At 33.0% G+C, this 13,293-nt stretch carries 18 protein-coding genes; 15 read left to right on the top strand and 3 right to left on the bottom strand.

Annotated features, from left to right (window positions below; genetic code table 11):
- Positions 1 to 152 precede the first annotated feature (152 nt).
- Both QZ143_RS00800 and QZ143_RS00795 read left to right on the top strand, forming a co-directional pair.
- The gene (locus QZ143_RS00800) at positions 153 to 494 is read left to right on the top strand and encodes a heavy metal-binding domain-containing protein (RefSeq protein WP_292880336.1); all 342 of its coding nucleotides are present in this window, start codon (positions 153 to 155) and stop codon (positions 492 to 494) included.
- A 4-nt stretch (positions 495 to 498) separates the two neighbouring features.
- A complete protein-coding gene (locus QZ143_RS00795) occupies positions 499 to 1,293 on the top strand; it encodes a hypothetical protein (RefSeq protein WP_292606808.1) in 795 nt (264 codons plus the stop codon).
- Here the strand turns inward: QZ143_RS00795 and QZ143_RS00790 are convergent.
- Together QZ143_RS00790 and QZ143_RS00785 are read right to left on the bottom strand one after the other, a co-directional pair.
- Positions 1,290 to 1,676 carry a hypothetical protein gene (locus QZ143_RS00790; protein ID WP_292606810.1) on the bottom strand — a complete coding sequence of 129 codons (387 nt, stop codon included), beginning with the start codon at positions 1,674 to 1,676 and terminating at the stop codon, positions 1,290 to 1,292. The two genes, QZ143_RS00795 and QZ143_RS00790, sit on opposite strands and share 4 nt — an antisense overlap.
- A gap of 8 nt (positions 1,677 to 1,684) precedes the next feature.
- The gene (locus tag QZ143_RS00785; RefSeq protein ID WP_292606812.1) at positions 1,685 to 2,623 is read right to left on the bottom strand and encodes a transcriptional regulator; all 939 of its coding nucleotides are present in this window, start codon (positions 2,621 to 2,623) and stop codon (positions 1,685 to 1,687) included.
- A 62-nt stretch (positions 2,624 to 2,685) separates the two neighbouring features.
- Between QZ143_RS00785 and QZ143_RS00780 the strand changes: the two genes are divergently transcribed.
- From QZ143_RS00780 to QZ143_RS00730, 11 genes are all read left to right on the top strand, one after another.
- Entirely contained in the window at positions 2,686 to 3,954 is a 1,269-nt protein-coding gene (locus QZ143_RS00780) for a tRNA(Ile)(2)-agmatinylcytidine synthase (RefSeq protein ID WP_292606936.1), read from the top strand.
- Positions 3,955 to 4,151: 197 nt separating this feature from the next.
- Positions 4,152 to 5,051, top strand: coding sequence for a DUF3100 domain-containing protein (locus tag QZ143_RS00775; RefSeq protein WP_292606814.1), 900 nt, complete (start codon positions 4,152 to 4,154; stop codon positions 5,049 to 5,051).
- The gene (locus QZ143_RS00770) at positions 5,052 to 5,540 is read left to right on the top strand and encodes a hypothetical protein (RefSeq protein ID WP_292606817.1); all 489 of its coding nucleotides are present in this window, start codon (positions 5,052 to 5,054) and stop codon (positions 5,538 to 5,540) included.
- Positions 5,541 to 5,722: 182 nt separating this feature from the next.
- Positions 5,723 to 6,595, top strand: coding sequence for a DUF3100 domain-containing protein (locus QZ143_RS00765; RefSeq protein ID WP_292606820.1), 873 nt, complete (start codon positions 5,723 to 5,725; stop codon positions 6,593 to 6,595).
- On the top strand, positions 6,595 to 7,086 hold the full coding sequence (locus QZ143_RS00760; RefSeq protein ID WP_292606822.1) for a hypothetical protein: 492 nt from the start codon (positions 6,595 to 6,597) through the stop codon (positions 7,084 to 7,086). Before QZ143_RS00765 ends, QZ143_RS00760 begins: the two co-directional genes overlap by 1 nt.
- Before the next feature lie 90 nt (positions 7,087 to 7,176).
- Entirely contained in the window at positions 7,177 to 8,595 is a 1,419-nt protein-coding gene (locus QZ143_RS00755; protein WP_292606825.1) for an MmgE/PrpD family protein, read from the top strand.
- On the top strand, positions 8,592 to 9,494 hold the full coding sequence (locus tag QZ143_RS00750) for a peptidase (RefSeq protein ID WP_292606827.1): 903 nt from the start codon (positions 8,592 to 8,594) through the stop codon (positions 9,492 to 9,494). The genes QZ143_RS00755 and QZ143_RS00750 overlap by 4 nt, the downstream gene beginning before the upstream one ends.
- Positions 9,495 to 9,498: 4 nt before the next feature.
- Entirely contained in the window at positions 9,499 to 10,371 is an 873-nt protein-coding gene (locus QZ143_RS00745) for a fumarate hydratase (protein ID WP_292880285.1), read from the top strand.
- 55 nt (positions 10,372 to 10,426) lie between these two features.
- On the top strand, positions 10,427 to 11,224 hold the full coding sequence (locus QZ143_RS00740) for a citryl-CoA lyase (RefSeq protein WP_292606832.1): 798 nt from the start codon (positions 10,427 to 10,429) through the stop codon (positions 11,222 to 11,224).
- A 4-nt stretch (positions 11,225 to 11,228) separates the two neighbouring features.
- Entirely contained in the window at positions 11,229 to 11,738 is a 510-nt protein-coding gene (locus tag QZ143_RS00735; protein ID WP_292606835.1) for a nitroreductase family protein, read from the top strand.
- Between the two features lies 1 nt (position 11,739).
- Positions 11,740 to 12,078: a hypothetical protein gene (locus QZ143_RS00730; protein WP_292880282.1), complete on the top strand. Its 339-nt coding sequence runs from the start codon at positions 11,740 to 11,742 to the stop codon at positions 12,076 to 12,078.
- On the opposite strand, the gene QZ143_RS00725 is transcribed toward QZ143_RS00730, so the two are convergent.
- Positions 12,068 to 12,397: a hypothetical protein gene (locus QZ143_RS00725; protein WP_292606840.1), complete on the bottom strand. Its 330-nt coding sequence runs from the start codon at positions 12,395 to 12,397 to the stop codon at positions 12,068 to 12,070. The genes QZ143_RS00730 and QZ143_RS00725 overlap by 11 nt on opposite strands.
- A 61-nt stretch (positions 12,398 to 12,458) precedes the next feature.
- Between QZ143_RS00725 and QZ143_RS00720 the strand changes: the two genes are divergently transcribed.
- Positions 12,459 to 12,809, top strand: a complete 351-nt coding sequence (locus QZ143_RS00720; RefSeq protein WP_292606842.1) for a hypothetical protein — start codon at positions 12,459 to 12,461, stop codon at positions 12,807 to 12,809.
- A 165-nt stretch (positions 12,810 to 12,974) separates the two neighbouring features.
- Entirely contained in the window at positions 12,975 to 13,289 is a 315-nt protein-coding gene (locus QZ143_RS00715) for an HrpE/YscL family type III secretion apparatus protein (RefSeq protein WP_292880279.1), read from the top strand.
- Positions 13,290 to 13,293 lie beyond the last annotated feature (4 nt).

Genomic DNA, 13,293 nt, shown 5'->3' with positions numbered 1-13,293 from the left:
TAATAAATATTAGATAAAAATATGTTTTTTATTATATTTATAATTTTAAATATAATTCCATTAAGTAATATTTTTATAAGCATATTTCATAACTATTAATTGTTCATTGTCTTTTTTTATAAATGGACCTTGATAACAAACGGTGTGAAAAAATGGTGTCTTTCGAAGAATTTCCAATTTCAAGTTCAAATTATATTGCAGGATATAGAATTGTTGAGAATAAAGGATTTGTATATGGTTTGTCAGTACGCGCAAGAGGTCTTGGGGGTGATATAGGTGCCGGTCTCAAAGGACTTCTTGGTGGGGAAATCAAACAGTATGTTCAGATGATGGAAGATTCAAGAGATGAATCTATTGAAAGATGTGTTGTTCATGCAAAAGAATTGGGGGCAAATGCAATTATTTCCATGAGATTGGACTCAGACAGCATTTCTCAAAATATGCAAGAAGTTTTAGCATATGGAACAGCTGTTATAATAGAAAAAGAAGGGTAATGATATGTTTTTTGATGATTTGAAATACAAAGAAAAAGTAATTCCACAGTGTATTTTAGGTTATGGTCCATTCATGGCCGAACCTTATTTTGGGCACAGATCCAGACTTTATCAAATTGATTTATATGATAATCCTCAAAATATTGCTGATGTAATCATAGGCTCTTATAACAATGGTGTAAGAGCTATAAATCTTGTTAATGATGATAATCTACTTAAAGCATATGATATTGCATCTGAAAATGGATGTGAAATGAAAGTCATAGCTACAATTGGAAAAAGTGATGTGGATTATCTAAATCCTAATTATGATATTGCAAAAGAAGTGGATTGGGATGAGGATATTGAGCTGTTTTCAACCTATGATTGTCCGGTAATGCTTGTTGATGAGTTTATTGTTGATGGGTATGATTGGAAGTTGACTTCAAAAATATTGTCTCAAATAAATGACACTGGTTCACTTTCGGGATTGGTTACTGCATTTCCATCAAAAACAACTGATTTTCTCAATGATAATATTGACACTGATTTATTTGATTTTTATATGATTCCATACAATTCTCTATCTTATATGATGGATATAAGTGCATTTAATAAAGCTCAAAGGCAGGAATTTATTCAAAAAGTAGTCAATTTAAATAAAAAAATTATTGCTTCAAGAGTTTTTGCAGTTGGCGTTTTGAAACCACAGGATTCCTTTGAATTTTTCAGGAATGTTGATTTTGTTGATGCAATCGCTCTTGGAGTGGCTAGCGTGGATGAAGCAAAAGAAGATTTTTCTCTTTTGAGGGAATATTAGAATTTTACAACTTCATATTCTTCAAAAGGAACTAACTTTTCTTCTTCAAGGGAGTCATTTAAGGCTTTTAACCCATTAATCAAATCTTTTATATTTTTATTTGATGGTTTTTTACCTGTAATTTGCAGATATTGTCTTGGACTAATGTTGCAGTATTCACATTTGAAATTGCAGCATCTGTCTTTTTCTTCGCATCCGTATCCTTCCTGGTTTTCATCTGTTCCAATTACGATGTCATCCAATATTCTGGATACTCTTTCATCGGATGCGAACATGGCTATTTTCTGTGTTTTTCCACATATTCCAATAGCTTTTTGACCTGCATAATTACAAACCCATTTGATTGGGTAATTTTCCATATCGCTAATGCTTAAATTCTCCATTTTGCCACCTAATTTTCTTTTCTCTCTTTAATCATTTTCAATAATTCTTTTGAATTTTCAAATTCCTTCAGTTCCCATGATTTGATTACAGGTATGGTTCCGATAGATTCTTTTATCTTTTCATTATTGATTATGAACACTGGTTCGGATGTTGTCACCACAGACAAATCCTTTAGGGGAACTGCCATTCTTTTCAATGTTTTTTCAGTCCTGTTTTTTTCAACATTCGCCATTAATGGGGATTGTTTTTCTGAAGTTTTCATCTTAGCCACTGCATCAAAAGGACTTTTGTTTGTTGAAACAACACCATATCCTAACTTTGATAGGTCAAGAGTATCATCAACATTGCTGAATTCAATATCTTCCTTTTGCGGTTGTTTCAATAAATCAATATCGAGTGTTACTTTTGTATTTAAAATCTCTTCTAAAATCATGGCGGTTTCAGTATTGGCGCGAACAATTTCGTTTTCATATTTGTACATTGTCGCCCTTGAAACATGGGCCAAATCCGCCAAGTCTTTTAGGGATAATGAATACTCCTCACGATATTGTTTTATCACATTGCCGTCAATCTTAACAAAATATCCTCCTCTGTCCGCCAGAATTTCAGGATATTCATTATAAAGAATCATGTTTTTCAAGGTTTCAAAGCCAATGGTGGGAATGTCGTATCTTTCGTAGATTACTCCCTCTTCTAGAAAACCGTTTCTTGATCTTTCTCCGATAATGATTGGGGAAGCAAGAAAAATATTGGCCAATTGTTTCATTTCATGAGCGTTTGTCTCATTGATGCTGTCTATATTTTGAAATGTTTTTAAAAGTAGGATGAGTAGTTTTTTACGTGCCACTATATCGAAAGAACCTTGGTCATAAATATCTGAAGTTTTATAACCTTGGGATTTTAATAGTTTTTCAATATTATGTAACAATTGGCTTCTAGTTAACATATTAACTTACCTCTTTGTAAACTATATATTCTTATAACTGTAATATATGTTATTATTTGAAGGTGATTGTAATTAAGTATTTATATATTGGAATAGATGATACGGACTCTCCCGATGGGATGTGTACCACTTATTTGGCAAGTCAGATAATTAATGAATTTAAGGATAATGCGATAGAACTTGTTGACTATCCTAGGTTAATCAGGTTAAATCCGTTTGCAAGATTCAAAACTCGGGGAAATGGTGGGGTCAGTTTAAAAATTTTAAATAATGAAAAGGCTGATTTGGCTCGAGAAATCGTCCTAAATGAAGTAGAAAAACTATCTATGTTTGACTGTGACAATACAAATCCTGGCGTAATTTTTTATGATGGGGAAATCACTGAAGAAATGGAAAATTATGCATTTAGAGCCATTTATGAGTTCATTACAATTGAAGAGGCAGAAAAATTTGGAAAATCTGTCGGTTGTGAAATTCATAAATTCAAAAAAGGCAGGGGGATTATCGGATCAATTGCTGCAATTAGCTTGCCATTATCTGATTATACTTATGAGCTGCTTGCATATAGAAGTGCGGATAATTATGGTACAAAACGTCAAATTGATTATGAATCAGTTTATCTGATGGATAAAGAAACATTTCCGGATACTTTTGAAAATATTGACTATTCAGAAAATTACATTGCCATAGAACCAAAAACTCCATGTCCTGTTTTATATGGTATCAGATCAAATAATGTTGACTCTTTGCATACTGCCAAAAACATTGTCAAGGTTGGGGAACCTATTGTTGATTGGTGCATTTTCAAAACAAATCAGCATACAGATATGCACATCCAGAAAGCAGATAATATTTCAGACATGAAGCAATATGGATGTTATGAAGTTATCGGTGAAGTAAAAAATGTGCCTAAGATTATAGATGGAGGGCACATGTTCTTTTTCATCTTCGATGAATCTGGCGAGATTGAATGTGGTGCTTATGAGCCAACAAAAAATTTTAGAAAGATAGTTTCCAATTTACGTCCTGGTGATGTCATTAAGGTCTTTGGAGGGATTGGGGAGCAAAATACATTTAACATTGAAAAATTTCAGATGTTAAAATTAAATGATGTTGAGTATCAAAATCCAATATGTGCATGTGGAAAAAGAATGACTTCTGCCGGGAAAAATAAGGGATTTAAATGCAAAAAATGTGGAAAAAAGATTACATCTGACAAAAAAGTTCCTATTAAAATCACTAGAAATTTAAAAAATTATCAATTTTATGAAACACCAGTTTCTGCAAGGCGACATCTTTCAAAACCTATTTGTAGAATGAATTTAATATAAATGGGCTTTTTTTATTTATTTATATTTAATTTGACTGTTTTTAATTAAAATTTTTTTATTCACTTTATGTGAACTTTTGTTTAATTTATACTAATTTTTATTCATATTTTTAGAACTTGTGGGAACTAAATCATATGGATTTATATACTTGTTTTTTTAAAGTATGCTTATCACATGTTAATGCATGTTGGGTGGGAGTGGGTACAATTCCAGATACTAATCATATTTATCGTGAAAAGACTGATAAGAGAATCTTGAAGAAAAATCCGTGGAAGGATTATAGATTACATGCTACTGTACTTGTTTTAGTGATTATTGCTGAGTTAATAGGTCCTATTAAAATTCCCTTGGCAAAAGGTGTTGAAGTTTCAATAATGCCTCTTTTATATGCTATGGTTTTAGGTTTGGTGTTTTATTTGGCAAAACCTATTACATGGATTCAAAGAAAGCAAGCTAGGGTTGCTGAAGGAGCTATGATGTTATTCATAGGAATACTAATTGCTAAGTTGGCTGTTTCCAGCGGTCAATCAATGCATTTGATTTTTGAAATGGGTCCTGCATTGTTGTTACAGGAATTAGGGCATTTGGCAACACTTCTCATCGCACTTCCTGTTGCTATACTTTTAGGATTTAAAAGGGAAGCTATTGGTATGACAAACTCTATTGGTCGTGAACCGGAAGTTGCAGTTGTTGTTGATAAGTATGGATTTAATTCTCCTGAAGCAAGAGGGATTTTTGCATTATTTATCATAGGTACGATGATTGGTACTGTGTTTATTAGTTTTTTAGCAAGTTTAAGTACTTCTTTATTGCCTTTGCATCCTTATGCATTTGCTATGGCTAGTGGTGTAGGTAGTGCAAGTATGAATGCAGCTGCTTTAGGTCCAACTCTTGCGGCATTCCCTACATTGGAAACAAATATCGAAGCTTTTGCCGGATTCAGTAACTTGCTTTCATTTTCCATTGGGATTTATATTGTGATATTTATCGCTCTTCCTTTGACTGAAAAATTATATTATATTCTGGAACCCAAAATAGGAAAATCTTCCGGCGATGGAAATGATAATAAAGATGAAGAAACAGCTGGAGGTAAATAAATGCCTGATTTGCTTGATGAATCTGTTGATGTGTCCGTTGAGGGCATCTTTAATTGGATACTTCTATTGGCAATATTTTCTATAATCACTGTCATTGGGAATTATATAGGTTATAAACATCCAATTTATGATTCCTTAGTTGGTATGGGTATATTGTCTGTAATTACTTTAATCGGTGTTTGGTTAGAGCGTAAACTTCCATTAAATATTTCTTCAATTATTTATATTAGTCTAATTGGAATTTTCATTGCTTTTCCAGGAGTTCCAACTTCCGAAGCAGTTTTGTATTATGTTTCAAAGGTTGAATTATTATCCATTGTAACTGTGTTTTTAGCCTATGTTGGAATAGGTATTGGAAAAAGTTGGGATGAGTTTAAGGCACTTGGTTGGAAAGCGATTATCGTTACTGTTTTAGTTATCGCATCCACATACCTTGGATCAGCAATTGTTGCACATCTAGTTTTAGTTATTACTGGAGTTCCAGTATAACAATCTTATTTTTTATTCTCATTTTGTGTTTTTTATTATAAATTTATATATTTTTATTCTCATTTCGTGTATTTTTAAAAAGTAAATGCTATTAATTTAAATATAATAGGTTTAGTAATCTATTAATATTGAGCATTATTGATTAATTTTTGGTGCTGGTTTGGGAGTTGGCGATTATTCCGATGCATGATGATGAGGGGCAAGTGGAACATATTTACCGTGAAAAAACGGATAAACGAATTTTAAAGAAAAATCCATGGAGAGATTATAGATTACATGTTACTGTACTTATTTTGGTAGTCGTAGCCGAATTAATAGGCACTCAAAAAATTCCCATAACTGGTGATGTTGCAATCACTATAATGCCTCTGATTTATACAATTGTTTTAGGTTTAATATTTTATTTGGATAAGCGCATTACATGGATTAAAAGAAAACAGGCTCGTATTGCTGAAGGGGCTATGATGCTTTTCATTGGTGTTCTAATTGCTAAGTTGGCTGTTTCAAGTGGCCAGTCAATTCATCTGATTTTTGAAATGGGGCCTGCATTGATATTGCAGGAAATAGGACACTTGGCAACTATTCTTGTACTTCCTATTGCTTTACTTTTAGGATTTAAAGAAGAAGCAATTGGTATGACTAATTCCATTGGTCGTGAACCGAATGTTGCTGTTGTTGTTGATAAATATGGTTTTAACTCTCCTGAATCCAGAGGGGTATTTGCAATATTCATTATTGGTACTGTAATTGGTACTATATTCATCAGTTTCCTTGTTACTTTATCATTGTCATTCTTGCCATTGCATCCATATGCATTTGCTATGGCAAGTGGTGTGGGCAGTGCAAGTATGAATGCGGCAGCTATTGGTCCTACTCTTGCAGCTTTTCCAGGATTGGAATCACAAATCGAAGCGTTCGCAGGATTCAGTAATTTGCTTTCATTCTGTGTAGGTATTTATATTGTAATATTTTTGGCACTTCCTTTAACCGAAAGGGTGTATCGTTGGTTGGAACCAAAAATTGGAAAAGATCCAGTTGAAAAGGAGGATGAATGATGACTGATTTGATAGATGGATCTGAAAATGTTTCCGTTCATGGAATTTTTAACTGGATATTACTGTTAGCGATATTTTCAATCATTACTGTAATTGGAAATTATTTGGGTTATAAACATCCTATGACTGATTCTTTAGTTGGAATGGGAATACTGTCCCTTATAACTCTTGTGGGGGTATGGCTTGAAAGGTATTTACCATTTAACATCTCTTCAATTCTTTACATAAGTATAATTGGAATCGTATTGGCATTTCCTGGAATGCCGACTTCTGATTTCGTATTATATTATGTTTCTAAAATAGAGCTTTTATCTATTGTAACTGTATTTTTAGCATATGTCGGTATAGGAATGGGTAAAAGCTGGAATGAATTTAAGGCTTTAGGTTGGAGAGCCATTGTTGTTACAGTTTTAGTTATTGCAGCTACTTATTATGGTGCAGCAATTGTAGCGCATATAGTATTGGTTGCAACCGGTGTTCCTGCAATCTAATTAATTTTTTTCATATTCTTTTGAAAAATTGTTTTACATCGTAAGTTACTATTTAATACTACTTTTTACAAATACTAAATAAGGTGTTTTATGTTTTTACAAAATATTTCTAAATTTATTTCAAACTATAGATATGAACAGGCAACTGTAGAATCCATCACTACTGTCAAAGCAGCTTTTTTAGACTTTTTTGGAGTAACATACAGAGGATCTGTTGAGGATGCTTCAAATATAGCCTTTAACACAGTTGAAGAAATATTTTCTGGAAACTTAAATTTAAATTTAAAAGCGTCTGTTGTGGGTAGAAAAACAAAAACCAGCATATTGAGTGCCGCATTTTTAAATGGTGTTGCAGCACATGTGCTGGAATTGGATGATGGTCACAGGGGTGCTCAAATTCATTTGGGTGCGGTTATATTTCCAACTGCATTGGCTATTGCTGAAAGTCATGATTTAAGTGGAAAAGACTTTTTGGAAGGTGTTATTGTCGGATATGAAGTTGGAATTTTGCTTGGAAAACTGGTAAATCCTGAACATAGGAACAAAGGGTTCCATACAACAGGCACTATAGGAACATTTATTGCAGGTGCAGTCGCTTCAAAATTATTAAAGCTTGACGAAAAGCAAATTTTGAATGCTTTGGGATTATGCGGAACTCAGGCTGCAGGTCTTTTAGAATCAGATCATGGTGGATCAATGGGTAAGGCATTGCATGCTGGAAAGGCTTCTTATAATGGGCTGTTGTCTGCATTGCTTGCAAGAAATGGTTTTACGGGCAGTGAAACAATATTTGAAGGTGATGAAGGATTCTTAAAAACCATGGTATATGATAATACTGATTTTGACCAAGATAACTTTTCATTTGAAAATGCCCTAAAAGAAGTCGGAAAAGTTAGGGTAAGGGACATCTACTTTAAAAAATATCCGTTTTGCAGACATTTGCATTCATCAATCGACACAGCATTAAAACTTAAGGCAAGTATAGGTGATGAATATGATCACATTGAAAACGTGGCTGTCAAAACATACGAAATTGCTGCCGAACATGATAATTTCAATCCAAAGAATCTGGAAGAGTTAAAACAAAGCTTGCCTTATGCTGTAGCTATATCTCTTGTGGTCGGTGAAGTAAGTGTTGATAAGATAAATCAATTAATTGAATATGGCCTTTTGGATAATTATTCCAGCGTGGATGTTGTAAACAGCATTAAAAATATTGCAAATAGGATGATTGTCATTTCTGATGATAAGTTAAATCAGTTATATCCGAATAAGAGGCCTTCTAATGTCATCATTAAATTGGATAAACAATTTAGAAACGGATTGTTCCAGAATTTGACATTGCTTCCAAAAGGTGACTTTGAAAATCCTCTCCAGTTAAGAGAATTGATTGACAAGTTCAAAGGTTTGAATCCTATTTATGATATAAAAAATTTAACTGTTATTGATAGATTGGAAGATTATTCCATGGCTTTTGTTGTTGAAAAATTGAATGGGCAGATATTATGAATGATACAAAAGAATTTCTCAAACAAATTGGTATCGAAGAGACTTACAAAGATTTCCAATCAGATAAGCGATTTAAAGATGGCGGTCAATATCGTTTTGAAGTTCCTGGAATTCAATCACCAAAAACAATGGATGCGCTTTTAGAGGAATCAATTAAAGAGGATATTTTTATTCATAGGGTTACTCAAACCAAGGGAATAATGATGCTGGGTGATTATGAGATTTCAGAAATGGTCTCCTTGGCAAAGGGTTATGGATGTGAGTTATTCTTATCAGTAGGTCCAAGAGCAACCTATGACACTTCAGCTACCGTTCATACCAAAGAGGGCAGTCGGATTGGATATAGGTTAAGAGGTTATGATAATCTGGTTTATGCTGTTGAAGATGTTAAAAGAGCCTGCAGGTTAGGTGTTCGGGGAATATTGTTGTATGATGAAGGACTGCTTTGGGTTTTAGATAAAATGAGAAAAGCCGGAGAACTTCCATTGAATGTTCATTTCAAATTATCTGCTCATGCAGGTCATTCCAATCCTGCCTCAGCAATATTGCTTGAAAAAATCGGTCTTAATTCACTGAATCCTGTTCGAGATTTACAAATTCCAATGATTGCATCCATCAGAAATGTAATCGATATTCCAATTGACTTGCATACCGAAAATCCAAAGTCTACTGGAGGATTCATAAGGCATTATGAAGTACCGGATTTCATTAGGGTAGCTTCTCCAGTTTATCTTAAAACCGGAGGTTCGGTTGCAGCCAATCATAATTGGGACACTACTGAAAAAGAAGCTATAGCACGTATAAAACAAGTTAAATTAGTCAAAAGGGTAATTGATGCATACTGTCCTGATGCCATTCCATCTCCAAGAAATTCCAATAATCTGTCTGTTCCTGAGTGATTTTATGGATATTGTTAATGATATTTCTAAATCTATTGTTGAAGCTTCAACTAAATTATCCGATGATAAATTGAGAGCTCTTGAAAGGGCTATTGAAATGGAAACAAATGAAAATGCTGCATGGTGCTTATCACAAATTTTAGAAAACTATAATGTTGCTCAAGATACCAAGTTTCCATTATGTGATGATACTGGAATTGCCCATGTCATTGTAGAAATAGGCTCTGAAAGACAGATTACTGGGGAGCTATTAAGTCAGATTCATGAAGGAATAGAATTGGGTTTAAATTCCCTTCCTGCAAGGCCAATGGCAGTAAAAGGAAATGACATTGAAAGAATTGAACAAAGTGAAGGTTTATTTGAAAAACCGGGAATGCTTAAGCCAGCGCCTATTTTGATAGATTGTGCAAATGATGAATCTACTTACAAAAGAGATATTTCGCCGGATACTCTAAACATTCATTTTTTGCTTGAAGGGGGAGGTCCTGAAATAAGAGCCAAAACATTGAGAGTTTATCATAAGCGTTCTTTTTCCAATGTGATTTCAACAGCTGTCGGGTGGTTAAACGATTCATTGAAGATGTTGGGATGCACTCCTTCAATTCCAGCAATTGGCATTGGAAGGACACATTTTGAAGCAACATCTCTTTTGTTAAAGGCAATAGCTTATGGTAATTTGGATAATCAGAGCGATGTGGAAAAATTTGTTTCATCCAAGTTAAATGAAAGTCAAATAGGTCCTTTAGGTTTGGGAGGAAAAACAACTGTTTTAGGTTCATATGTAAATATTGGAAATCAAAGGGCAAGTGGCGTTAGAATAGTTTCAGTCAGGCCTTCTTGTTTTGTTGAACCGAGAGTTGCCTGTTTGAAATTGTAAAATTTATATACTTTATTCATATATGTTTAATTAATTAAAAAAGGATAAGAAAATCATGAGTGAAAATAATTTTAGAGTCAGTCCTCGTTCATTAAAAACTACAATTTCTAAAGTTGAAACGGATAAAATTATTACTCGAGGATATAATCAGAGAGATTTGATTGAAAAAATAAGATATAGTGACATGATTTATTTATTGTTGAAAGGAAAATTGCCTTCTATTAAGGAAGGAAAAATATTCAATCATGTCCTGGTTTCTTTTTGTGATCATGGTGTTACTCCGCCAAGCACTCAGACTGCACGTTTGGTTGCTTCATCAGGCTCTCCAATTAATTCAGCAGTTGCAGGAGCATTATTGTCCTTCGGCCATAAGCATGCTGGAGCTATTCAAAAAACAATGGAGTTATATCAATCTAAAATTAACTCTTTGTATTTAACTGAAGATTCTGCTCTTGACAATAAGCAGATTGCAAGTTTAGCCATTGATATTTATAATGAATATATTCTGGGAGAAAAAAAGATTCCTGGTTTTGGTCATAGGTATCATAATGTCGACCCAAGAGCTGATAAATTAATGGACATAGTCATAAAGGAGGGCTTTGTCGGACCTCATATCAAACTTGCATTGGCAGTTGAAGATTTGGCATATCAAAAGAAAGGAATTAGATTGAATGTCGATGGTGCAAATGCAGCGATTCTGTCAGATTTGGGTTTTGATCCTGAAACTGGTCTAGGAATATTTATCATTGGAAGAATTCCGGGTATTATAGCACACATCAATGAAGAGAAAATGGAAGAAGAGGAATTCAGAAGATTCTGTGATCTTGATGATATAGAATATTATGGAAGGTGAAAAAATGGAATTTAGTGATGTAATTAATGAAAGGTACAGTGTTAGAGGATATCTTGATAAGGAAGTTGAAAAAGAAAAACTTGAATATGTTTTAAAAGCAGCTACAATTGCGCCAACAGGCGTTAATGCACAGCCATTTAAGGTATTTGTCATTGATACTAAAAAATATAAACAAGAATTGTCTGAGATTTATGGAGCCAAATGGTTTGTAGAAGCACCATATGTATTGTGTGTTGTTGCAGAATTGGATAAGGCATGGACAAGGCCATGGGATGGAAAAAACATTTCAGATATTGATGCAACAATAGTTATGGACCATATGATTTTGGCTGCTACAGATGTAGGTCTCGGCACATGTTATATTGGAGCATTTAAGAAAAATAAAGCTCATCAATTTTTAAACTTGGATGAAAATGAAGAAGCAGTACTATTTACTCCATTGGGATATGGTAATGCTGAACCAAGAGACACTCCAAGAAAAGAGTTGGATGAATTTGTTGTTTACATAGATTAAAATGAAACTTTTTATTTTAAGTGCAGATAGCTCTGAAGAGATAAAAAAAATTTCAGAGGAGTTATCTGAGAAAAAATTTATAATGATTGAAAGTGAAGATAATTTTGCTTTAATGAAAAAAAGAAGGTATGGAAATTTATTAATTCAGGTTGTCTGCTTAATATTGGCTTTGCAGGTATCAATGCTATTTTTGTTTATTAATCTGGCTTATTTTGCATATTCATATCTCTGGGCATCTCCCCATGTATTGATTACAACTGAAAAAGTCGGGGAAGATGGTGAAAAGCTTGAATTTGACAGCATGGATGATGTATTGAATAAGGCAAATGCTATTTTATAATTTCATCCACACTATATTCTTCTATTTTTCTTATCAGCAGCGGACTTTTTGCATTGAGGTATTCTGATTCTTCACCTATTTTGGCATCAGAAAATACTTGGTTTGCGTTGGGTTCGCTAAATAATGCTATGATGTCATTTATAAATTTATCATAATCCTTTTGAATTTCCTCATTGCTAAAACCTAATCTGGGAAGTTCTTCAGTCCAAATGTCTTCTCCAGGAGAGAATTTTTTATCAACTAATTTGCCGTTTTTGATTTCACTATCCAATGTAAGTGAAAAATTTTTATTTAAAATTATCCAAACTGCTCGTTCCATATATATTCATTAGATAAAATGATATAAATATTATGAAGTTGATATTAAAATTAGTGTTATTATGGCAAATGTTAAAATGTTTAAAATATTGGGTGTGTTGTTGGCCGTAATGTTGATTGTTTGGGCTTTGTTACCAATTTTAAGACATCAACCATTAACTAATGATGTTATGGCAACTACAATTATATTGATTACGATTGCTATTGCATATTTGATAATATTATTCAATCCATCTTGGACCAAGGCAGTTTTCTTTTTTGAGGGGATTGTAATTGGTGTCAGCGGATATATGTTATTGGATTATCCATTTAATATAGAACTGCTTATAGTTGGAGTAATAATAATTATAATAGCTATCCTAGCTTATTTACAAAAATTACCTCCTAGTATTTTGAAATGGTTCTATAGATAAATTATTTATCTTTTATTCTTTTTTTTATTAACAATTTTTATATACATTTTGTATTTTGAATATCTTTTTTTAATCTAAATTAAATTTCAGCTATTTTTACTAATATTAAATAGTAAAAGATATATATATTGCACAATAAAAATAAGTGTACCATGGTGATTAATTATGGCAGAGATATCAGACGCAATCGCAATGATAAAAAAAGCTGAAGCTGATGCTGAACAACTTATTATTGATTCAGAGTCTCAATCTAAAGACTTAATTGCTGAATCAAAAGTAAAAGCTGAAGAAATCATTTCTCAAGCTAAAGGTGAGGCAGAAGAGGAAGCTAAAAATACTGTTTTTGATGCAGAAGATAAAGCTAAGGTAGAAGCAGAATCTATTGCCAAAAAGTCCGATGAAGATGTTGCTAGCATTAAAAATGCTGCTATGGCTAATGTAGATGAAGCTGCTTCAGTTATTGTCAAAAATATTTTGTAGTGTG

Source organism: Methanobrevibacter sp. UBA188 (assembly GCF_905234905.1).
GTDB lineage: Archaea > Methanobacteriota > Methanobacteria > Methanobacteriales > Methanobacteriaceae > Methanocatella.
Note: the sequence above shows the minus strand (reverse complement) of the source record. Positions and strands in the feature narration are given on the sequence as shown.

Excerpts from the sequence above, each read along its gene's own strand:
- QZ143_RS00735 (WP_292606835.1), top strand. The coding sequence starts at position 11,229 with ATGGAATTTAGTGATGTAATTAATGAAAGGTACAGTGTTAGAGGATAT.
- QZ143_RS00745 (WP_292880285.1), top strand. The coding sequence starts at position 9,499 with ATGGATATTGTTAATGATATTTCTAAATCTATTGTTGAAGCTTCAACT.
- QZ143_RS00795 (WP_292606808.1), top strand. The coding sequence starts at position 499 with ATGTTTTTTGATGATTTGAAATACAAAGAAAAAGTAATTCCACAGTGT.
- QZ143_RS00770 (WP_292606817.1), top strand. The coding sequence starts at position 5,052 with ATGCCTGATTTGCTTGATGAATCTGTTGATGTGTCCGTTGAGGGCATC.
- QZ143_RS00785 (WP_292606812.1), bottom strand. The coding sequence starts at position 2,623 with ATGTTAACTAGAAGCCAATTGTTACATAATATTGAAAAACTATTAAAA.
- QZ143_RS00740 (WP_292606832.1), top strand. The coding sequence starts at position 10,427 with ATGAGTGAAAATAATTTTAGAGTCAGTCCTCGTTCATTAAAAACTACA.
- QZ143_RS00715 (WP_292880279.1), top strand. The coding sequence starts at position 12,975 with ATGGCAGAGATATCAGACGCAATCGCAATGATAAAAAAAGCTGAAGCT.
- QZ143_RS00760 (WP_292606822.1), top strand. The coding sequence starts at position 6,595 with ATGACTGATTTGATAGATGGATCTGAAAATGTTTCCGTTCATGGAATT.
- QZ143_RS00725 (WP_292606840.1), bottom strand. The coding sequence starts at position 12,397 with ATGGAACGAGCAGTTTGGATAATTTTAAATAAAAATTTTTCACTTACA.
- QZ143_RS00730 (WP_292880282.1), top strand. The coding sequence starts at position 11,740 with ATGAAACTTTTTATTTTAAGTGCAGATAGCTCTGAAGAGATAAAAAAA.
- QZ143_RS00800 (WP_292880336.1), top strand. The coding sequence starts at position 153 with ATGGTGTCTTTCGAAGAATTTCCAATTTCAAGTTCAAATTATATTGCA.
- QZ143_RS00720 (WP_292606842.1), top strand. The coding sequence starts at position 12,459 with ATGGCAAATGTTAAAATGTTTAAAATATTGGGTGTGTTGTTGGCCGTA.
- QZ143_RS00750 (WP_292606827.1), top strand. The coding sequence starts at position 8,592 with ATGAATGATACAAAAGAATTTCTCAAACAAATTGGTATCGAAGAGACT.
- QZ143_RS00790 (WP_292606810.1), bottom strand. The coding sequence starts at position 1,676 with ATGGAGAATTTAAGCATTAGCGATATGGAAAATTACCCAATCAAATGG.
- QZ143_RS00755 (WP_292606825.1), top strand. The coding sequence starts at position 7,177 with ATGTTTTTACAAAATATTTCTAAATTTATTTCAAACTATAGATATGAA.
- QZ143_RS00765 (WP_292606820.1), top strand. The coding sequence starts at position 5,723 with ATGCATGATGATGAGGGGCAAGTGGAACATATTTACCGTGAAAAAACG.